General features: G+C 60.4%; 19 protein-coding genes. 13 read left to right on the forward strand and 6 right to left on the reverse strand.

Features of this window, described 5'->3' with window-relative positions:
* Window positions 1–203 precede the first annotated feature (203 nt).
* Both AB4N74_RS19945 and AB4N74_RS19950 read left to right on the forward strand, forming a co-directional pair.
* Window positions 204–623 carry a hypothetical protein gene (locus AB4N74_RS19945; RefSeq protein ID WP_016986146.1) on the forward strand — a complete coding sequence of 140 codons (420 nt, stop codon included), beginning with the start codon at window positions 204–206 and terminating at the stop codon, window positions 621–623.
* A 12-nt stretch (window positions 624–635) separates the two neighbouring features.
* Complete coding sequence (locus tag AB4N74_RS19950) at window positions 636–1,544, forward strand: cation diffusion facilitator family transporter (RefSeq protein ID WP_093434645.1); 909 nt, start codon at window positions 636–638, stop codon at window positions 1,542–1,544.
* On the opposite strand, the gene AB4N74_RS19955 is transcribed toward AB4N74_RS19950, so the two are convergent.
* Window positions 1,538–2,599, reverse strand: coding sequence for a DUF6515 family protein (locus AB4N74_RS19955; RefSeq protein WP_460097019.1), 1,062 nt, complete (start codon window positions 2,597–2,599; stop codon window positions 1,538–1,540). The two genes, AB4N74_RS19950 and AB4N74_RS19955, sit on opposite strands and share 7 nt — an antisense overlap.
* 451 nt (window positions 2,600–3,050) lie before the next feature.
* Between AB4N74_RS19955 and AB4N74_RS19960 the strand changes: the two genes are divergently transcribed.
* Together AB4N74_RS19960 and AB4N74_RS19965 are read left to right on the forward strand one after the other, a co-directional pair.
* Complete coding sequence (locus AB4N74_RS19960; RefSeq protein ID WP_008081091.1) at window positions 3,051–3,530, forward strand: Lrp/AsnC family transcriptional regulator; 480 nt, start codon at window positions 3,051–3,053, stop codon at window positions 3,528–3,530.
* 279 nt (window positions 3,531–3,809) lie between these two features.
* Complete coding sequence (locus AB4N74_RS19965) at window positions 3,810–4,019, forward strand: DUF2788 domain-containing protein (protein WP_129395647.1); 210 nt, start codon at window positions 3,810–3,812, stop codon at window positions 4,017–4,019.
* On the opposite strand, the gene AB4N74_RS19970 is transcribed toward AB4N74_RS19965, so the two are convergent.
* The 4 genes from AB4N74_RS19970 to AB4N74_RS19985 all read right to left on the reverse strand — a co-directional run bounded on the left by AB4N74_RS19970 (window position 4,014) and on the right by AB4N74_RS19985 (window position 10,505).
* Entirely contained in the window at window positions 4,014–4,649 is a 636-nt protein-coding gene (locus AB4N74_RS19970; RefSeq protein WP_093434639.1) for a pseudouridine synthase, read from the reverse strand. The genes AB4N74_RS19965 and AB4N74_RS19970 overlap by 6 nt on opposite strands.
* A 72-nt stretch (window positions 4,650–4,721) precedes the next feature.
* Window positions 4,722–6,221 carry an AMP nucleosidase gene (gene amn, locus AB4N74_RS19975; RefSeq protein ID WP_016986142.1) on the reverse strand — a complete coding sequence of 500 codons (1,500 nt, stop codon included), beginning with the start codon at window positions 6,219–6,221 and terminating at the stop codon, window positions 4,722–4,724.
* A 183-nt stretch (window positions 6,222–6,404) separates the two neighbouring features.
* Entirely contained in the window at window positions 6,405–8,054 is a 1,650-nt protein-coding gene (locus AB4N74_RS19980; protein WP_460097021.1) for an acyl-CoA dehydrogenase family protein, read from the reverse strand.
* A 96-nt stretch (window positions 8,055–8,150) separates the two neighbouring features.
* Window positions 8,151–10,505 (reverse strand): 7TM diverse intracellular signaling domain-containing protein, encoded by a 2,355-nt coding sequence (locus AB4N74_RS19985; protein WP_460097022.1) that lies wholly within the window; start codon window positions 10,503–10,505, stop codon window positions 8,151–8,153.
* A 304-nt stretch (window positions 10,506–10,809) separates the two neighbouring features.
* On the opposite strand from AB4N74_RS19985, the gene AB4N74_RS19990 reads away from it, so the two are divergent.
* From AB4N74_RS19990 to AB4N74_RS20005, 4 genes are all read left to right on the forward strand, one after another.
* Window positions 10,810–11,607 carry a hydroxymethylpyrimidine/phosphomethylpyrimidine kinase gene (locus AB4N74_RS19990; RefSeq protein WP_099759363.1) on the forward strand — a complete coding sequence of 266 codons (798 nt, stop codon included), beginning with the start codon at window positions 10,810–10,812 and terminating at the stop codon, window positions 11,605–11,607.
* A gap of 18 nt (window positions 11,608–11,625) precedes the next feature.
* A complete protein-coding gene (thiE, locus tag AB4N74_RS19995; RefSeq protein ID WP_093434631.1) occupies window positions 11,626–12,249 on the forward strand; it encodes a thiamine phosphate synthase in 624 nt (207 codons plus the stop codon).
* A gap of 15 nt (window positions 12,250–12,264) precedes the next feature.
* Window positions 12,265–13,548, forward strand: a complete 1,284-nt coding sequence (gene hemL / locus AB4N74_RS20000; protein ID WP_093434628.1) for a glutamate-1-semialdehyde 2,1-aminomutase — start codon at window positions 12,265–12,267, stop codon at window positions 13,546–13,548.
* Between the two features lie 225 nt (window positions 13,549–13,773).
* Window positions 13,774–14,328, forward strand: coding sequence for a tetratricopeptide repeat protein (locus AB4N74_RS20005; protein WP_003228518.1), 555 nt, complete (start codon window positions 13,774–13,776; stop codon window positions 14,326–14,328).
* Between the two features lie 112 nt (window positions 14,329–14,440).
* On the opposite strand, the gene AB4N74_RS20010 is transcribed toward AB4N74_RS20005, so the two are convergent.
* Entirely contained in the window at window positions 14,441–14,770 is a 330-nt protein-coding gene (locus AB4N74_RS20010; protein WP_003185742.1) for a DUF1820 family protein, read from the reverse strand.
* 133 nt (window positions 14,771–14,903) lie between these two features.
* Here AB4N74_RS20010 and miaB point away from each other — a divergent pair, with 133 nt between their 5' ends.
* From miaB to lnt, 5 genes are all read left to right on the forward strand, one after another.
* Window positions 14,904–16,232: a tRNA (N6-isopentenyl adenosine(37)-C2)-methylthiotransferase MiaB gene (miaB, locus tag AB4N74_RS20015; RefSeq protein WP_093434625.1), complete on the forward strand. Its 1,329-nt coding sequence runs from the start codon at window positions 14,904–14,906 to the stop codon at window positions 16,230–16,232.
* Between the two features lie 193 nt (window positions 16,233–16,425).
* Complete coding sequence (locus AB4N74_RS20020) at window positions 16,426–17,424, forward strand: PhoH family protein (RefSeq protein WP_093434622.1); 999 nt, start codon at window positions 16,426–16,428, stop codon at window positions 17,422–17,424.
* Window positions 17,417–17,911 carry an rRNA maturation RNase YbeY gene (gene ybeY, locus AB4N74_RS20025; protein WP_095122053.1) on the forward strand — a complete coding sequence of 165 codons (495 nt, stop codon included), beginning with the start codon at window positions 17,417–17,419 and terminating at the stop codon, window positions 17,909–17,911. Before AB4N74_RS20020 ends, ybeY begins: the two co-directional genes overlap by 8 nt.
* Before the next feature lie 5 nt (window positions 17,912–17,916).
* Window positions 17,917–18,756 (forward strand): HlyC/CorC family transporter, encoded by an 840-nt coding sequence (locus AB4N74_RS20030; RefSeq protein ID WP_007909641.1) that lies wholly within the window; start codon window positions 17,917–17,919, stop codon window positions 18,754–18,756.
* 17 nt (window positions 18,757–18,773) lie between these two features.
* Complete coding sequence (gene lnt, locus AB4N74_RS20035) at window positions 18,774–20,297, forward strand: apolipoprotein N-acyltransferase (RefSeq protein WP_116255900.1); 1,524 nt, start codon at window positions 18,774–18,776, stop codon at window positions 20,295–20,297.
* Window positions 20,298–20,340: the final 43 nt, after the last annotated feature.

Raw genomic sequence — 20,340 nt, forward strand, 5'->3', positions numbered from 1 at the left:
GGATTCATTAGCCTTCACGCGGTGTCGATCTGGAGAAAACAACTTCAATCCTCAACGTATTTCGGTAGGGGTGAGACGAGGCCGCAATTTACTGTGGGCATGCCCTGCCAGGCCCGAGTATAACGGCGAACTGCTAGGCGTTCGTCAGGGTCTTAACTTCACACGACTACGCTTCGTTCTTAGATGAATCAGGAGATTTCCCCATGCGCTTACCTTTTCGCCTGATCGGCGGTGTACTGGTCGCCACCCTGCTCACGCAAATCACCGCGTGCGGTTCGATTTTCTACCCGGACCGGCGCGGTCAGATCGACGGCAAGATCGACCCGGCGATTGCCGTGCTCGACGCCGTGGGCCTGCTGTTCTACATCATCCCCGGGCTGATCGCGTTTGCCGTCGACTTCGCCACCGGTGCGATCTATTTCGAACCGGGCCACACTGCGCAGATCGACCCGGCCAAACTCAAGCAAGCCATCGGCCCGGACGGTCAGGTCGATAATCACAAGTTGCAGGCTATTCTCGAAAGCGAGTTGGGCCGAGATTTCCCACTGGATGATCCGCGCCTGATTCAACACAAGGGCAGCACTCAACAACTGGCGATGTTCGGCCTGCAACCCGCCGCTTAAAAAGGACGTTCAATGACATCCAGCCCCGAACACGCCCGCCTGCTCAGGCTGGCGACCCGCGCCTCGGTAGCGGTGGCGTGCACGCTGATCATCGCCAAAGCCATCGCCTGGTGGCTCAGCGGCTCGGTGAGCATGCTCGCCGGCCTTACCGACTCGGCGCTGGATGGCATCGCTTCGCTGCTCAATCTGCTGGCCGTGCATTACGCGCTGCGCCCGGCCGATGACGATCACCGTTATGGTCACGGCAAGGCGGAGTCGCTGGCAGGGATGGCGCAGGCGCTGTTCATTGGCGGCAGCGCGGTATTGATCGCGTTTCAAGCCTATGAACGCATCCAGCATCCGGAACCGCTCGGCGCACCGTGGATCAGCATTGGCGTGATCATTTTCTCATTGCTGCTGACGGTGGCCTTGCTGGTGCTGCAGCATCGAGTGATCAAGCAGACCGGTTCCAACGCCGTGCGTGCCGACTCACTGCATTACCGATCCGACCTGTTACTCAACGGCAGTATTCTGGTGGCGTTGGTGTTGGCCGGCTTCGGCTGGCATCAACTGGATGCCTGGTTCGGACTCGGCATTGCCGCCTATATCCTGTGGAGTGCGATCCAGATCGCCCGGGAAAGTTTTTCGGTGCTAATGGATGAAGAACTGCCAACCGACGTCAGTCAGCACATGCTCGAACTGGCCTGCAGCGTGCCGGGGGTGTTGGGCGCGCATGACTTGCGCACGCGGATCTCCGGCAACCACTGGTTCGTGCAGTTGCACCTGGAATTGCCGGGGGAATTGACCCTGTCAGTGGCCCACGGCATCAGCGATCAAGCCGCCGATGCGATTCACAAGGCCTACCCGCGAGCCGAAGTGCTGGTGCACGCCGACCCGCAGGAAGTGGTCAAGTCAGAACGGGCGCAAACCCGGCTTCAGTAACTGACCTGATAACCGCGACTGCTCAGGCAACTCCCTTGAGCCTGGCGGTAGGCCTGCACCACTTCGGGTGCCGGTTGATACGTCGCGGTGCGCGGGTCGAAACCGCTTTGCTGCACGGCGTACTGATAGCACTGGTATCCGTCCTGCTGCACCTGCTCCGGCGACTGGCCGTTGGCCGGATAGGCTTCGACGTCATAGCCTTGGGATTGCGGCTGCGGTTGCGGCTGAACCGGCGGCTCGACGACTACATAATCCTGGGTCGCCTCCTGATACGTGTAGTAGGCACCGGCGGCGAGAAACAATAGCGAACCGCCGATCCACACTTCACGGGCGTAATCGGGCAAATACTGAATGCGAATCCCGCGTGGCGGCTGCACGACGATGTAGCGCGGGCCTTGCGGGCGATACCAGTAGCCTGCGGAGTAGAAGTAATCCTGACCGCGATACGGCACGCGGTAGTCACGATCCGGGAAACGGTCGATCACATGCCCCGGTCGATATTGCGGACCAGCCCCCCAGCCATTGCCATGACCATCCGGACGGCCCGGCCAGCGATTGTCATTGGGCCGGTTACCGGTCTGCCATTGCTGATTGTGATAACCGTTTTGCGGGCGCTCGTCGCGGTAGTAACCCTGACGCGGTTCCTGGCTCTGGCGCACGGTGTCGGGCCGTGGCTGGATCGGCAGGCTATTGGCCGGCAGTTGTGGCGGTGGTGGCGGCTGGCGCACCGGGTTGGGGTTATACGCCGGACGGTTCTGGTCGTGGTTTTGCCACTGGCCATTGTTGTTGTGCTGCTGGCCGTTGTGCTCGAACTGGCGACTGTTGTCGCCACGAATGATCTCGTTGTTCTGCGGGCGCGGCTGATTCTGCTGTGGCTGATTATTCTGCGGACGCGGCTGATTGTTGCCGCCATGGCCCTGATTATTGCCCTGATGGTCCTGGCCATGGCCACCGCCCTCCGGCCCGCGATTCTGCGGTTCATCGGCAAGCGCTTGCGCACTGACACTCACACACAGCAAACCAACACCGGCCAGACGCCAGATGCGCGAATTCATGCTTTTTCTCACTGCGGGGCCTGTAAATGTAAGAGGGCTTGTCACTAAGACCGGGAATACACACACCGGGTTCTGCAACAGGTTATCAGTCACGCAACTTATTTACTGAGCGTCCGGCATGAAATCGCAGGCAAGAAAAAAGGGAGACCCGTCGGCCTCCCTTTAGAGAACTTCGTCCTGGCTCGACGCTTTTGACGTCGGCTCACCTCACGCCGTCTTCTGGACAGTGTGCAGCTCGGGGGCCGGCACAACCCCGGTGGGGGTGGCGGCCGCGGCGGGCCTGATAGGGCGGGCCGCTGTGGACTGTGTTACCGAGCAGTGATTCTGGTGATAAGAATAGGCCTGAGACGGCGACAGAGGATTGCGAAGATTGCTGAAATAAACACCACTTGCGCAATTTTTAACCCTGGATAGATAATCTGCCGCAATAGTTACAACCAAGGACAGATTGATGAGCAAACTCGACCGTTACGACCTGAGTATTTTGGCGGAATTGCAGCGCGACGCCCGCATCTCCAACCAGGAGTTGGCCGAGCGCATCGGTCTGTCGCCTTCCCCGTGCTCGCGCCGGGTCAAGCAGTTGGAAGACGACGGCTACATCTCGCGCCAGGTCGCATTGCTCGATCGCAAGATGCTCGGGCTGAGCCTGACGGCGTATGTGCTGATCGGCATGGACCGGCACACGCCGGAGCGTTTCGAGAATTTCGAAGCGGCGATCCGTACGTTGCCGCAGGTGCTGGAATGCAGCCTGGTGACGGGGGTGGATGCTGACTATCAGTTGAAGGTGGTGGTGCCGGATATGGATCACTATCAGAAGCTATTGCTGGGACACCTGACCCGGATTGAAGGCGTGACCAGTGTGCGCTCGAGTTTTGTGCTGAATCAGGTTTTGAACAGCACGGAACTGCCGCTGACCCACCTGCGCAACTGATCAAAGGCCCCCTCACCCCAGCCCTCTCCCCCAGGAGAGGGAGCCGACCGAGGTGTCTGCTGTCATACATCGACCTGAAAAATTGAGTCGATTATGGATTCACAACAGAACGTTCAGGTCGGCGTATTTTGCGAGCATCCCCGGTCAGTCCCCTCTCCCTCTGGGAGAGGGTTAGGGTGAGGGCAAAGGTTTCGGATCAGACCCAGATCAATGCCACCCCGCACACCTTGGCGTATACTCGCCGCGCCCTTTTAGCCGCGCCCATGCCGGAGAACCCCAATGGATCCAGCAGTACTCGAAGAGTGGATGATGACCGGTCTGGTCAGCATCCTGATCATTTTCATGGGTTTCATCGTCTGGGATCTGGCGAAGAAGTCCAAAGCCGGGCGCTTTGGCTCGTTCATTCTGTTCTTCGTACTGGGCCTGGGCGTGGCCGCGTTCATCATCAAGAGTGTGGTGATCGGCCTGATCGAGTCCGGCGCTTTATAAGCGCGCCGGCACTTCCTTCCACTGGCCCTGATCGAGTCCGTCGATCGTCCAGTCACCAATCTTCACCCGCACCAACCGCAATGTCGGCAGGCCTACCGCCGCCGTCATGCGCCGTACCTGACGGTTGCGCCCTTCGCGAATCACCAGTTCCAGCCATGACGTCGGTATGGTGGCGCGAAAACGCACCGGCGGATTGCGCGGCCACAATTCAGGCTCATCCAGTTGCCGCGCTTCGGCGGGCAAGGTCATGCCGTCATTCAGTTCAACGCCATCGCGCAAGCGCTGCAATTGCTCAGCCGTCGGCACACCTTCGACCTGCACCCAATAGGTCTTCGCCAGTTTGTGTTTCGGATCGGCGATACGCGCCTGCAACTGCCCGTCGTTGGTCAGCAGCAACAATCCTTCGCTGTCGCGATCCAGGCGTCCGGCCGGATAAATGCCGGGCACATCGATGAAATCCTTGAGCGTCGCCCGCCCTTCACCGTCGCTGAATTGCGTCAGCACATCGAACGGTTTGTTGAACAGGATCAGTTTCGGCTCGGCCGGCGGTGCCTTGGCAACACGGCGTGGCGCGGACGACTGAGGCTTCGCGCCGGGGCGGCGGGAAGGTGGACGCGGGGGACGAGACATAAGAGAACAGACATTTAGCGATCAGGGCTGACAATGCTAGTGCCCCGACCGCCAAATGACCACGACTAAGCGTTAACGGAACGGCGGCTCGTCGAAGCTGCGCAGTTTGCGCGAGTGCAACGAGTTGAGCTCGGTGCGCAGCAGGTCCACCGCTTCAATGCCGATCTTCAAGTGCTGGCTGACCGCGCGTTCATAGAAGGCGTTGGCCGAACCCGGCAGTTTGATTTCACTGTGCAGCGGTTTATCTGAAACGCAGAGCAACGTGCCGTACGGCACCCGCAGGCGATAACCCTGCGCTGCAATCGTGCCGCTTTCCATGTCCACGGCCACAGCGCGGGACAGGTTGATCAACGGTCGTTCCTGCGCCCAACGCAATTCCCAGTTACGGTCGTCGTAGGTCAGCACGGTGCCGGTGCGCAGGCGTTTCTTCAGGTCATCGCCCTTCTCGCCGGTGACGTTGGCCGCTGCTTGCTGCAGGGCCATTTGCACTTCCGCCAGGGCCGGGATCGGGATGTTTGGCGGCACCACACGGTCGAGAATGCCGTCGCGACGCATGTAAGCGTGGGCCAGCACATAGTCGCCGATGGTCTGCGACTGACGCAGACCGCCGCAGTGGCCGATCATCAGCCAGCAATGCGGACGCAGCACCGCCAAGTGGTCGGTGATGTTCTTGGCGTTGGACGGGCCGACGCCGATGTTGACCAGCGTCACGCCGTGGCCATCGCTGGCAATCAGGTGATAGGCCGGCATCTGGTATCGGTGCCAGACCACACCGGCCGCAATCGCCGATGCTTCGCCGTGATCCATGCCCTTCTCGATGATCACGTTGCCCGGCAAGACCATGCGCACGAATCGCGGGTCGCGGCGCAACTGTTCCAGACCATGGACGATGAACTGGTCGACATAGCGGTGATAGTTGGTCAGCAGAATCCACGGCTGTACATGGCGCCAATCGCTGCCGGTGTAGTGCACCAGACGGCGCAGGGAGAAATCCACGCGCGCAGCGTCAAACAAGGCCAGCGGCAGCGGATCGGTGTTTTCCCAGTCGTAGAGACCGTCGGCGATGCCATCGGTGGCGGCGGACAGGTCGGTACTCGGGAACACCCGCGCCAGCACGGCAGCAGTGACGCCGGAACCGGCGAGTTCATCGCCCTGCTCGACCACATACGGATACGGAATGTTTTGCTGGCTGACGCCGACTTCCACGGTCACGGTGAAGTCGTGCATCAACGGCACCAACTGTTCGAGCAGGTATTTGCGGAACGCCGCCGGGTGGGTGACGGTGACGCTGTAAGTGCCCGGCAGTTGCACCTTGGCGTAAGCGCGGGTGGTCTGCGGCACTTCGCCTTGACAGTGATAGGTCAGACGCAGTTCGGGATAACGAAACAGAGCACGCTGCGCAGCGTCGGGTTCGACGCGATCCTTGAGGTAACGCTTGAGCGCCGAGTTCAGCGCAGTGGTGGCCCGCTCATGCAGCTCGGCCAGACGGTCCACGGCTTGTTCGGCGGTTTGAACGACAATAAACGCTTCGGTCACGATCAGCTTCCTGTGTTCTGACTTGCAGAGCTTCATCTTGCCTGCATCGTGGCGTCACGGGAACAGTGGCGTTGTGGGTGTACCCACAATCTTTAAATCAATGAAGATCCCCTGTGGGAGCGAGCCTGCTCGCGAATGCGGTGGGTCATTCAATAAAGATGTCGACTGATACACCGCTTTCGCGAGCAGGCTCGCTCCCACAAAGGGATTTTTGCTTGATTAGAAACCTTGTGGAGTTGAGCGGGCGACGATGGCTTCGACGTCCAGCCCGCGCGGCAAGGCGCCGTAAACCCGGCCGCCACCGCTCAGGCGGCTGGCGATGAAGGCATCGCTGACCGTTGAATTTCCGGCCTCCAACAGAAGCTTGGCCTGTAAACCCAGCGCGATGTCTTCGGTCAGTTGCCGCGCGCGATACTGAATATCACTGGTGTCTTTGAACTGCGCCTGCAACTGCTGAATATGCGCCGCCAGACGCTTCTCGCCATGCCCGTCACCGAGTTCGCTGAACAACACATCCAGCACCCCCGGCTCTTTCGACAACGCGCGCAGCACGTCGAGGCATTGCACATTCCCCGAGCCTTCCCACGTAGAGTTCACCGGTGCCTCACGGTACAGACGCGGCAGGATACTGTCCTCGACATACCCGGCGCCGCCCATGCACTCGGCCGCTTCGTTGATCATCCCCGGTGCACGCTTGCAGATCCAATACTTGCCCACCGCCGTCACCAGCCGCGCGAATTGCGCTTCGTGGCGATCATCCAGATGATCCAGCGCCTTGCCCATGCGCAAACTCAGGGCCAGCGCGGCTTCGCTTTCCAGGGCCAGATCAGCCAGGACGTTTTGCATCAACGGCTGTTCGCTGAGCAGTTTGCCGCCGACCTTGCGGTGTGCGCAGTGGTGGCTGGCTTGGGTCAGCGCCTGGCGCATCAAAGCGCTGGAACCGACCATGCAATCGAACCGAGTCATGGCGACCATCTCGATAATAGTCGGCACGCCGCGCCCTTCCTCACCGACCATCCACGCCAGCGCGCCACGGAACTCCACTTCGCTGGAGGCGTTGGACTGGTTGCCGAGTTTGTTTTTCAGGCGCTGGATGTAGAACTGATTGCGCGTGTCGTCCGGGCGATGACGCGGCAACAGGAAGCAGCTCAAACCCTTGTCGGTCTGCGCCAGCGTGAGGAAGGCATCGCACATCGGCGCCGAGCAGAACCACTTGTGCCCGACCAGTTCATAGGCCTGACCCGGGCCACTGGCGCCGACCGGGTAAGCCTTTGTGGTATTGGCGCGCACGTCGGTGCCGCCCTGTTTCTCGGTCATGGCCATGCCGATGGTCACGCCGGCCTTGTGCGCCATGCCGACGTTGCGCGGGTCGTATGCGGTGGCGAGGACTTTCGGTAGCCATTGCTCGGCCAGATTCGGCTGCAAACGCAGGGCCGGCACGCTGGCGAAAGTCATGGTCAACGGGCAACCGCTGCCGGCTTCTGCCTGGCTGTGCAGATAGGTCATCGAGGCGCGCGCGACATGCGCGCCGTCCTGTGGATGGGTCCATGGCAGCGACGTCAGGCCATGCTCGATCGCCGTGCGCATCAGTTCGTGATAGGCCGGATGAAATTCCACCAGATCGATGCGATGACCGTAGCGGTCATGGCTGGCGAACGTTGGTTTATTCTGGTTGGCGAGGAACCCGGCTTCCATCAACGGCCCTCCAGCGAGTGCACCGTAGGCATCGATCCGCGACTCCGCCCACCCGGCACCAAAGCGCCGCGACCACTCCTGCAACGGCAGGTCGATGCGGTACAGGTTAGTGCCGTCCAGCGACGGTGGCTGGTTGGTGACTTCGTGGGTTTCGGCGAACTGATGCAGGTTCATGACGGGCTCCTTCGGGCAACCAAGGAACCCAGTTAAGCACCGCTCCGCAACCGGTCAAAGTGTCATATCCGCCGAATTTGCGGCGCTTTTACCCTGCTAGCAGCACAGCACCCGCCGCTCCAGCGCAGATTGCAGATCTTCGAATTTTACGGGTTTGTTCAGGTAATCGACCGGCGCCCCCGTTGCGCAAAGCTCTCGGTCGGCAGTTAGCGCCAGCATGAATACCGGCAAGTTCGCGCAGCCCGGCAACGCATGAATCTGGCAGCACAATAACGCGCCGTCGTAAGCCGGCAACTGGCAATCGATCAGCACTGCGTCGAAAGTCTCTCGTTGCAAGCAATCCAATGCCGCCGCGCCGTTGTCGGCGGTACGCACGCGAAAGCCGAGCTTGAGCAACATGCCGCGCATCACCAGTTGGTTGACACTGTTGTCATCCACCAGCAACACCGTGCAGTCCTGCGGCGCACGCACACAATCGTGCGAAGGCGCGATGATCGGCGCAGCTTCAACCGCCGGCAGTTCAAACTCAACGTCCAGTTGAAAACGGCTGCCACGTCCAGGTTCGGAGCGATGAGTAAGCTTGCCGCCAAGCAGCTCGACCAACTGTCGGCAGATCGCCAGCCCCACGCCCAGTCCGCCGTATTCGCGGGTCATCGAACCGTCGAGCTGGAAGAAGCGCTGGTACATCGTCGCCTCGCCCAGATCGGTAAAACCGATGCCAGTGTCGATCACCGCAAACGACAACGCCAGGCGATTGTCCGTCGACGGTTTGCCGGTCACCCGCAGCGCCAGCCCGCCGACGCGGGTGAACTTGATCGCGTTGTCCAGCAGGCATTCCAGACATTGCGCGAGTTTGGCGCTGTCGCCGTGCAGGCGATCCGGCAGGGTCGGCAGCACCTCGACCTTGAAGTCCAGCGACTTGCTCGCCGCGTTGCTGTCGAACTGCACGCGCAGCGCTTCGACCACCGCGCGCAGGCTGAAACTGCCCGGCACAGCCTTGAGCTTGCCGGCCTGCAATTCCGTAAGGGTGAGGATGCCGTTGACCATGCGCATCATGTCCCGCGCCGAACCGGCGGCGGTCTGCTGGTATTGCTCAAGCTCCGGATCCAGCTCGACGGTCTGCATCAGTTCCAGCGAACCGATCACGCCGTTCATCGGTGTGCGCAATTCGTGGGTCAGGGTTGCGAGGAATTCGTCCTTGAGTTTGTTGCTGTGGGCCAGTTGCTGGTTGAGCACTTCGAGTTTTTGCCCGGCGTCATACAAGGTCTGCGCCTGTTGCTCGCGCATCGCGTTGATCCGGTCGGCCAGCGCCAACGACAGCAGCGCCACCTCGATCGCCGAGCCGATCTGGCTGGCGTACATGGTCAGGAATACGTTCGGCAGCAGGCCGAGCACCATCAGCGTGTTGACGATGCCGCCGAGCAGAAACGCCGACCACGCGATGATGAAATAGCGCGCCACCCGCAAGCCGCGCCACCAGGCCAGAATCCCGGCGGCGAAAATCACCACAGTGAAGGTCAGCGCCAGTATCGTCGCCAGGCGCAGCGACAACGCGTAACTGGTCATCAGCGACAAACCAACCACCAGCGCACCGAACGCGATCAGTGCAATCAGCAGGCGATCAAGCCAGCGACTATGGTTTTTGGTCTGCAGGAAACTGCGGGCGAACTGACTGCCGAACAGCCCCGCACAGCCGATGAAAAATGGCGTGGCCGCGTTGGCCCACCACGGATTGTCCGGCCAGAAATACTCCACCGCCGCGCCGTTCACCGACAGCTGATAAAGGCCGAACGAGGCGATATAGAAGATGTAATAGAGGTAACTGGTGTCGCGCACACTCAGGTAGATGAACAGGTTGTAGACCAGCATCCCCAACAGCACGCCATAAATGATCCCCAGCACATACAGGCGCACCGGCTGATCTTCGAGGTACGCCGTGCTCGACCACAACGTCACCGGTGCCTGAATCGAGCCTTCACTGGCCAGTCGCAGGTACACGGTTTGTTGTTGACCCGGTGCGAAAGCGAGGTCGAACAAATAGTTGTTCTGGCGGATCTCGCGGCTGGCGAACGGCCAGGCGTCGCCGGTTTGCCGGACGAGGCGGTAGTCGCCATTGGCGTCGGCCGTATAGAGGTCGAGATGGTCAAGCGGTGGATAAGCCAGTTCCAGCAGCCAGGTGCGCTGGACGGCGGGATTGCTCGGACGGTACTGCAGGTCAATTTTCAGCCAGAACGCCGAGCGCGAGTAACCGGCATTAAGCGTGGCCTTATCGTGAACTTTGAAATTGCCGGCGGCAGCTTGCGCACGAACATCGGCAATGCTCGCCTGACCGCTCGGGTCTTCGAACACTTGCAGCGACCGGCCCAGAGGGAGGCTCTGGGTAAATTCGTCGAATTCGACGGCGCTCGCCATGAGGGGCAAGCAGAACAACAACATCAGCAAATAGCGCATTGAAGCCCCAGCGTGGCTCGTCCGGTTGTGTCAGGAAGCCCCCCCATTCCCTTTGAGTAGACGTAAAACCGGTATTACCTGTTATTGGTTTGGATCCAGACTAGCATAGCCGTTGATGGCCATTGAGCACCATTGAAATTTTTCCTACAAAGGCTCTAGAACGGGCGTTCCAGAGCAAAGCAGCGAGCTAGAGCTGTTGAGATGGTCAGCTTGTGACAGAGCGGTCGGATTCTCCTGCCAGGTTAGTGGCCCGGGACAACGGCACTGAACCCGAAAATCAGGTTTGGTGGTAAGCTCGCGCACCATGAATATCTACAGCTCCCGCCCCGTTGTCCTCTGTCTCTCCGGCCACGACCCAAGTGGTGGCGCCGGCTTGCAGGCAGATATCGAAGCCCTGCTCGCGCAGGGTTGCCATGCGGCTCCGGCCGTCACCGCCCTGACCGTGCAAGACACCGTCAACGTCACTGACTTCCGCGTCCTCGACCGTGAGTGGGTATTGGCTCAAGCCAATGCCGTACTCAACGACTCCGAAGTCGCGGCAGTCAAACTGGGCATGCTCGGTTCGCTGGAAATGGTCGACACCGTTGTCGAACTGCTCTCGGCGCACCCGCACTTGCCGGTGGTCTGCGACCCGGTGCTGCGCGCCGGCGGCGGCGGACGTCTGGGCAAGGACGAGGTGGGTTACGCGATGCGTGAGCGTCTGCTGCCGCTGTCGATCATTGCCACCCCTAATCTTCCCGAAGCGCGCATCCTCGCCGAACTGCCTGAAGGCACCGCCGACCAGTGCGCTGAAAAACTCCTGCCGTTCGTCAAAAACCTGCTGATCACCGGCGGCCATGGCGACGAAACTGAAATCCACAACCGCGTGTATAGCCGCGACGGTCTGCGTGAAACCTTTATCTGTCAGCGTCTGCCCGGCAGCTATCACGGTTCCGGCTGCACACTGGCCAGCGCGTTGGCCGGTCGCCTGGCGCAGGGCGAACATCTCGCCAGCGCTGTGCGCAGTGCTTTGGATTACACCTGGCGCACCCTGCGCGATGCCGAACAACTGGGCAAAGGCCAGTTCGTCCCGCGTCGCCTGCCGCTGGATTTCTGCTCGTAACGTCGTGAGGTCTGCCTGATGAAACTACGTGGCCTGTATGCCATTACCGACAGCCAGTTGCTGGCCGGCAAGTTTCTGTCTTACGTGGAGGCGGCGCTGGAAGGCGGCGTCACCCTGCTGCAATACCGCGACAAGAGCAACGATGAGGCCCGCCGTCTGCGCGAGGCCGAAGCGCTGCGCGATCTGTGCGAGCGCTACAAGACGCAGCTGATCATCAACGATGACGCTGAGCTGGCGGCGCGCCTCAACGTTGGCGTGCACCTCGGCCAGACCGACGGCCCGCTGTCGCCGACCCGCGCCCTGCTCGGCTCGAAAGCGATCATCGGCTCGACCTGCCACGCGCAAATCGCGCTGGCCGAACAAGCGGCCAAAGAAGGTGCGAGTTATGTCGCCTTCGGTCGCTTCTTCAACTCCAACACCAAGCCCGGCGCGCCGACCTGCAGCCTCGATCTGCTCGACGAAGCCAAGTGCACACTGCACCTGCCAATCTGCGCGATTGGCGGCATCACCCTCGACAACGCCGCGCCGCTGGTGGCCCATGGGGTCGACCTGCTCGCCGTGGTCCACGGTCTGTTTGGTGCCGAGAGCACCGCCGAAGTGACCCGCCGCGCCCGCGCGTTCAATGAATTACTGAAAGTCTGATTTGAGAGCCCGATCATGTCTCGTTCCGAAACCCTGTTTGCCAATGCCCAGAAACACATTCCCGGAGGCGTGAATTCGCCGGTTCGCGCGTTCAAAAGCGTGGGCGGCACACCGCTGTTCTTCAAGCACGCTGAAGGTGCTTACGTTACCGACGAAGACGACAAGCGTTATGTCGATTACGTTGGTTCGTGGGGTCCGATGATCCTCGGCCACAGCCACCCGGACGTGCTGGACGCAGTGCGCAATCAGCTGCAACACGGCTTGTCGTACGGTGCGCCGACCGCGATGGAAACCGAGATGGCCGATCTGGTCTGCTCGCTGGTGCCATCGATGGACATGGTGCGCATGGTCAGCTCCGGCACCGAAGCGACCATGAGCGCGATCCGTCTGGCCCGTGGTTACACCGGCCGTGACAGCATCATCAAGTTCGAGGGCTGCTATCACGGCCACTCCGACAGCCTGCTGGTCAAGGCCGGTTCCGGCGCACTGACCCAGGGCGTACCGAGCTCCGCCGGTGTGCCGGCGGCTTTCGCCAAACACACCCTGACCCTGCCGTTCAACGACATCGACGCGGTTGAGAAGATGCTCACTGAAGTCGGCCAGGAAGTGGCCTGCATCATCGTTGAGCCAGTGGCCGGCAACATGAACTGCGTACCACCAGCACCAGGCTTCCTCGAAGGCCTGCGCACGCTGTGCGACAAGCATGGCGTGGTGCTGATTTTCGACGAAGTGATGACCGGTTTCCGCGTTGCCCTCGGCGGTGCTCAGGCGTATTACGGGGTCAATCCAGACCTGACCACCTTCGGCAAGATCATCGGTGGCGGCATGCCGGTCGGCTGCTTCGGCGGCAAGCGTGAAATCATGCAGCGTATTGCGCCGCTGGGCCCGGTGTATCAGGCCGGCACGCTGTCGGGTAATCCGTTGGCCATGGCCGCCGGCTTGACCACGCTGCGTTTGATCAGCCGTCCGGGTTTCCACGCCGAGCTGACCGACTACACCACGCGCCTGCTCGATGGCCTGCAACAACGCGCCGATGCTGCTGGCATTCCGTTCGTGACCACGCAGGCTGGCGGCATGTTCGGTCTGTACTTCAGCGGCGCCGACGACATCGTCACCTTTGAAGATGTGATGGCCAGCGACGCTGCCCTGTTCGGTCGCTTCTTCCACCTGATGCTGGAAGGTGGCGTGTACCTGGCGCCGAGCGCCTTCGAAGCCGGGTTTACCTCGATCGCCCACGGCGAAGCCGAGTTGAAACTGACACTGGACGCTGCCGAGCGCGCCTTCGCCGCACTGAAATAACCGCCGTACCGCTGACGTTGGCTATCGCCAGCGTCAGCATTCACCTACATCGACGCTATTTTTCCGATGCTCCTGCTAAAAATCTCCCCTAAAGTGGGCGATATATTCCCCGCGCAGCAGAAAAACGAGTAAAGACTTTGTAAGGTTGGCCCTGCTTATTTCATAATGCGCGCTTATTGGATCCCTCGATGGGTCCGCGTGCCCTTCAGAGGTAAGTCGATTCCCATGAACCGCACCGGCCGCACCCTTGCCTTGGGCTGCCTGTTGCTCCTTCAGCCCCTGCTCGCGCATGCACAAGCAGGCGGCAACTCGTTGTTGATCCCGGCGATGGGTCGTTGCACCCTCAATACTCAGCCGCAAGACGTCACGCAGGCACTGGCCGCCTGCCAGAAAGCGGCAGACGAAGGGGATGCGCAAGCGCAATACGAGTTGGGTGAGTTCTACTACGACGGCAAGAATGCCCCGCGCGACCTCAATCAAGCCTTGAGCTATTTCGAAAAAGCCTCGTTGCAAGGCCACGCTCAGGCGCAATTCAAACTTGGCACCATGTTCTTCCACGGTGAAGGCGTGCAGGCCAACAACATTCAGGCGTATATCGTGCTGAAGATGGCCGCCGTCAACGGCGCTGAAGACGCGCTGGACACGGCCGACGAAGTCTCCGAAAAAATGTCTCGCGAAGACCTCGAAACCGCAACTCAGGTGCTCGGGCAAATTTTCCGTAAATACCTGATGGAACTGCAGAGCGCCGATGGGCGTACGCCGTTCTCGCCGCTTCCTTAAGTTCTGCGCCGATCTTTCTGGCCCCATCGCGAGCAGGCTCGCTCCCACATTGGAATGCATTTCCCTGTGGGAGCGAGCTTGCTCGCGAATGAGGGCGACGCGGTCTTGTGTTTTACTTCTCAGGCATCGGCATCGGAAACGGCATCACATTGCCGACCGCGCCGCGGGCTTCGCTGATTTTCGGGGTGCCCAGACGTTCCACTTCATCGATGCGCACAATCGAATGCATCGGCACAAAGCTGCGCACCACGCCTTCGAACTGCGCCTTGAGCTTTTCTTCGCTCGGATCGACGACCACTTGCGTGCGCTCGCCAAAGACGAACTCTTCCACTTCCAGAAAGCCCCACAGATCACTTTGATAGATCTGCTTGGCGTACATTTCGAACACCTGGCCCTGGTTGAGGAAAATCACCTTATAGATTGGAGCTTCGCGTTTGGTCATGGCGGGGGGATAACATCGGGGATAAAAATGAGGGCGCAAACTATAGCATAGCCACCGGACGCGCAGCGGTAGGAACCTGAAGGCTTGTTCCCTATAATGCGCGGTTCTTTGAATCACGTGATGACCCTAATCCATGGCCAAGAAGCTTTACATCGAAACCCACGGTTGCCAGATGAACGAGTACGACAGCTCGCGCATGGTCGATCTGCTGGGTGAACATCAGGCCCTGGAAGTCACCGCGCGTGCCGAAGATGCCGACGTGATTCTGCTCAACACCTGCTCGATCCGCGAGCGCGCCCAGGATCGCGTGTATTCGCAGCTCGGCCGCTGGCGCGAACTGAAACTGGCCAACCCGGAAATGGTGATCGCTGTCGGCGGTTGCGTGGCCAGTCAGGAAGGCGCGGCGATTCGCGATCGCGCGCCGTACGTCGACGTGGTCTTCGGCCCGCAGACCCTGCACCGCCTGCCAGAAATGATCGACGCCGCGCGCATCACCAAGCTGCCGCAAGTCGACGTCTCGTTCCCGGAAATCGAAAAATTCGACCATTTGCCCGAACCGCGCATCGATGGCCCGAGCGCTTACGTGTCGGTGATGGAAGGTTGCAGCAAGTACTGCACGTTCTGCGTGGTGCCTTACACCCGTGGCGAAGAAGTCAGCCGGCCGTTCGATGACGTGGTCGCCGAAGTCATTCACCTCGCCGAAAACGGCGTGCGTGAAGTGACGCTGCTGGGGCAGAACGTCAACGGCTATCGCGGTACGACCCATGACGGTCGTCTGGCTGATCTCGCCGAGCTGATCCGCGTCGTCGCCGCCATCGACGGCATCGACCGCATTCGCTACACCACCTCGCACCCGCTGGAATTCTCCGACAGCCTGATCCAGGCCCACGCCGACGTCCCGGAACTGGTCAAGCATCTGCATTTGCCGGTGCAGTCGGGTTCCGACCGGATTCTCGCGGCGATGAAGCGCAACCACACGGCGCTGGAGTACAAATCCAAGCTGCGCAAACTGCGTGCGGCGGTGCCGGGCATCTGTATCAGTTCGGACTTCATCGTCGGCTTCCCCGGCGAGACCGAGAAAGACTTCGAACAGACGATGAAGCTGATTGCCGATGTCGGTTTCGACTTCTCCTACTCGTTCGTTTACAGCCAGCGCCCAGGTACCCCGGCGGCCGATCTGGCCGACGAGACCCCGGAAGAGTTGAAAAAGGAACGCCTGAACGCCCTGCAACATCGCCTGAATCAGCAAGGCTTTGAGATCAGCCGACAAATGGTCGGCTCGATCCAGCGCATTCTGGTCACCGACTATTCGAAGAAAGACCCGGGCGAGCTGCAAGGGCGCACCGAGAATAATCGAATCGTCAACTTCCGCTGCGACAATCCGACCCTGATCGGCCAGTTCGCCGATGTGCACATCGACGCGGCGCAACCGCACTCGCTGCGCGGCTCGCTGGTCCAGTAACACTGCATTTCCCTGTGGGAGCGAGCCTGCTCGCGAAGGCTGCGACACATTAAACATTCATGTGTCTGACAGACCGCCTTCGCGAGCAGGCTCGCTCCCACATGAACCGTGGTGATTTAAGAGCTTTCGCACCCAGGCCTCTGGCGTTATCCTTGATTTCATCTTAATTGCCCCAGGGCGGCTAAATACGACCTTGAACGCACCCATAGAACCACATCGTTTTATCCTCGAGCCTTTTGAGGCTCGCCGCTTCGCCAATCTGTGCGGGCAATTCGACGAGCATTTGCGCTTGATCGAACAGCGCCTGACCATCGAGATCCGCAACCGCGGAAACCAGTTCGAGTTGATCGGCGACCCCAAGCACACCACGTCTGCGGAAAACCTGCTGCGCCGCCTGTACCGGGAAACCAAAGGTACCGAGCTGTCGCCGGACCTCGTGCACCTGTTCCTCCAGGAATCGGCCGTGGTCGAGCTGGACAATCACGCCCCCGCCGAAGCCTCTGTCGCCCTGCGCACCAAGAAAGGCATGATTCGCCCACGCGGCTTGAATCAACTGCGCTACGTGAAGGAAATCCTCGGTAACGACATCAACTTCGGCATCGGTCCGGCCGGTACCGGCAAGACCTATCTGGCCGTGGCCTGCGCTGTCGATGCCTTGGAGCGCGAGCAGATCCGTCGCATCCTGCTGGTGCGTCCGGCGGTTGAAGCGGGTGAAAAACTCGGCTTCCTGCCCGGCGACCTGTCGCAGAAGATCGACCCGTACCTGCGTCCGCTCTACGACGCGCTCTACGAGATGCTCGGCTTTGAATACGTGGCCAAGCTGATCGAGCGTCAGGTGATTGAAGTTGCGCCGCTGGCCTACATGCGCGGTCGCACGCTGAATAACAGCTTCATCATTCTCGACGAAAGCCAGAACACCACCGTCGAACAGATGAAGATGTTCCTGACCCGGATCGGCTTTGGCTCCACCGCAGTCATCACCGGTGATATCACCCAGGTCGACCTGCCGCGTGGCACCAAGTCCGGCCTGCATCATGTGATCGAAGTGCTCAAAGACGTGCCGGGCATCAGCTTCACGCACTTCCAGCCTAAAGACGTCGTGCGCCATCCTTTGGTACAGCGGATCGTCGAAGCCTACGAGCGCTTCGAAAACCGTGACGATGCCCCCAAGGACACCTCGCGAAATGCTTGAGCTAGACCTGCAAATCGCGACTGACGCGAACGCGCCGAGTGAGGCCGACTTCCGCCTGTGGTGCGAACTGGCCCTGCGCCAACGCACCGCCGACTCGGAAATGACCATTCGTCTGGTCGACGAGGAAGAAGGCCGCGAGCTCAATCACACCTGGCGCCACAAGGATTACGCGACCAACGTCCTGTCGTTCCCGGCTGAAGTGCCTGACGAGTTTCTCGACATCCCGCTGCTCGGCGATCTGGTGATCTGCGTGGCCGTGGTCGAGCGCGAAGCCGCCGAACAAGGCAAGGAACTAAAGGCCCACTGGGCACATCTGGTCATTCACGGCTGCTTGCATCTGCTTGGTTACGACCATATAGATGACGAAGAAGCCGAAGAAATGGAAGCACTGGAACGCGAGTTGCTTGCTGAACTGGGCTATCCCGATCCGTACGCGGACGACGAACCCGAAACATCCCCTATCGTTACAACAAAGGATTCAGAGTAATCGCTATGAGCGAAGATCGATCGAGCAACGGGCAGAAGTCATGGCTGGGTAAACTGACCCAGGCTTTTGCCCACGAGCCGAAGAACCGTCAGGAGCTCCTCGAGCTGCTGCGTGATGCACATCAGAACAAACTGCTGGACAGCGAAGCGCTGGCCATCGTCGAAGGCGCCATTCAGGTGGCTGACCTGCAAGTACGCGACATCATGGTGCCGCGTTCGCAGATGATCAGCATCAAGGCGACCCAGACACCCCGTGAATTCCTCCCGGCCGTGGTCGACTCGGCCCACTCGCGCTATCCGGTGATCGGCGAAAGCCATGACGACGTGATGGGCGTACTGCTGGCCAAGGATCTGCTGCCGCTGATCCTCAAGGAGAACGGCGACAGCTTCAACATCAAGGATCTGCTGCGCCCGGCCACCTTCGTGCCGGAGTCCAAGCGCCTGAACGTGTTGCTGCGAGAATTCCGCGCCAACCACAACCACATGGCCATCGTCATCGACGAATACGGCGGCGTGGCCGGTCTGGTAACGATTGAAGACGTGCTGGAACAGATCGTCGGCGACATCGAAGACGAACACGACGTCGAAGAAGACAGCTACATCAAGCCGCTGCCCAGCGGTGACTTCCTGATCAAGGCCCTGACCCCAATCGAGAACTTCAACGAGTTCTTCGACAGCGAGTTCTCCGATGACGAGTTCGACACTGTCGGCGGCCTGGTGATGAGCGCGTTCGGGCACTTGCCAAAACGCAACGAAATCACTGAAATCGGCGCCTATCGTTTCCGCATCCTGAACGCCGACAGCCGTCGGATTCATTTGCTGCGACTGACCCCTATCGCCCGGTAAGAAATCTAAGGACTGAAATGCGCTGGACAACCCGCCCCGGCTGGCCCGGTAACCTGCTGGCCGTGGCGGCCGGTGCAATCACCACTTTCGCTCTGGCACCGTTCAACATCTGGCCGCTGGCTTTGCTGGCGGTCGGCTTGTTTTATGCCGGTTTACGCGAGCTGAGTCCGCGTCAGGCACTGGGCCGTGGCTGGTGCTTCGGTTTCGGCCTGTTTGGTGCCGGCACCAGTTGGATCTATTACAGCATCCACCATTTCGGCGGCGCTTCGGTGCTGTTGGCCGGATTCCTGATGCTGCTGTTTACCGCGGCGATCGCCTGGTTCTTTGCCCTGCCGGCCTGGCTGTGGGCGCGCTGGTTGCGCCGTAACGAAGCACCTGTGGCTGATGCCTTGGCGTTCGCTGCCTTGTGGGTCGGCCAGGAAGCGTTTCGCGGCTGGTTCCTCACTGGTTTCCCGTGGTTGTACTCGGGTTACAGCCAGCTCGATGGCCCATTGGCCGGACTCGCTCCAGTGGGTGGCATGTGGCTGGTGTCGTTTGTTCTGGCACTGACCGCAGCACTGATCTACAACGCCCCACGCCTGCTGCAAACCGGCCGCAAAGGTTTTGTTGCCGCAGGTTTGGTGCTGCTGGTTGGCCCTTGGGTGGCCGGCATTGCGCTCAAGGGCCATGCCTGGACCAGCCCCTCCGGCGCGCCGCTGAGTGTTGCCGCGATTCAGGGCAACGTCGCGCAAAGCATGAAATGGGATCCGGCCGAGCTCAACGCGCAGTTGGCTTTGTATCGCGATTTGAGCTTCCGCTCGAAACCGGTGGACCTGCTGATCTGGCCGGAAACCGCCGTGCCGGTATTGAAGGAGTCCGCCGAGGGCTACCTGACCATGATGGGTACCTTCGCCGCCGAGCGTAAATCGGCGCTGATCACTGGCGTACCGATCCGCGAAACCGTTCGTCACGAAAAACGCTTCTTCAATGGCATCACCGTGGTCGGCGAAGGCGATGGCACCTACCTGAAGCAGAAACTGGTGCCCTTCGGCGAATACGTGCCACTGCAGGATGTATTGCGCGGGCTGATCGCCTTCTTCGACCTGCCAATGTCCGACTTTGCCCGTGGCCCGGCCGATCAGGCGTTGTTGCAGGCCAAGGGTTATCAGATCGCACCGTTCATCTGCTACGAGGTGGTCTATCCGGAATTCGCCGCCAGCCTGTCGGCGCGCAGTGATTTGCTGCTGACGATCAGCAACGATACCTGGTTCGGCACCTCGATTGGCCCGCTGCAGCATTTGCAGATGGCGCAGATGCGTGCGCTTGAGGCTGGGCGCTGGATGATTCGTGCAACCAACAACGGTGTGACCGGACTGATCAACCCGTTCGGGCAGATCACCGAGCAGATTCCGCAGTTTGAACAGGGCATCCTCTACGGCGAAGTGGTGCCGATGCACAACCTGACGCCGTATCTGCAATGGCGCTCGTGGCCATTGATCATCCTGTGCTTGCTGCTGTTTGGCTGGGCACTGATGGCCAGCCGGATGTCGAAAACGCTTTAAAGCAAAGATCGCAGCCTGCGGCAGCTCCTACACGGAATTTGTA

The organism is Pseudomonas sp. H3_C08 (genome assembly GCF_054669455.1).